This is a genomic window from Arcobacter cryaerophilus gv. crypticus (assembly GCF_002993025.1).
Lineage (GTDB): Bacteria > Campylobacterota > Campylobacteria > Campylobacterales > Arcobacteraceae > Aliarcobacter > Aliarcobacter cryaerophilus_B.
In genome coordinates, this window is record NZ_NXGI01000049.1 from 1 (window position 1) to 488 (window position 488).

1 protein-coding gene is annotated in these 488 nt (G+C 21.3%); it reads left to right on the forward strand.

The features are described from left to right. Nucleotides 1-488 (forward strand): transposase (locus CJ670_RS10925; RefSeq protein ID WP_165785213.1); only part of this gene is annotated, 488 nt, incomplete at both ends.

Here is a 488-nt window from a genome sequence, read left to right on the forward strand (position 1 = left end):
TCTATTTTAAAACAAAGTAATTTTATAAAAAGAGATATTGGTGTAAAACCATATATGATAATTTTACATTTTTTATATATGTTTGTAATAAATAGAAAAATTTCTAGTTTTATGAAATACAGCAACGATAGCTTTAAAAAAGATGTATATTACAGATTACTAAAAAGCAATAGATACAATTGGAGAAAACTATTACTATTAACTTCTGTAAAATTAATATCAAAATTACATATACTTCAAAAAACAACTGATGTAAAAGTTCTTATCATTGATGATACTGTTGAAATTAAAAGAGGTAAATATATTCAAGGAAGCTGCAGAAATCTTTGGAGTAATAAAGAACATAGAACTGTAAAAGGTTTAAATATAGTATCTTTGAATTACAGTGATTCTCATACTGATATGATGTTAGATTTCTCTATAAATTATAATAAAAATCAAACTATAAATATTAATGAAAATAGTTTTCATCATAAAAGTAATGCATA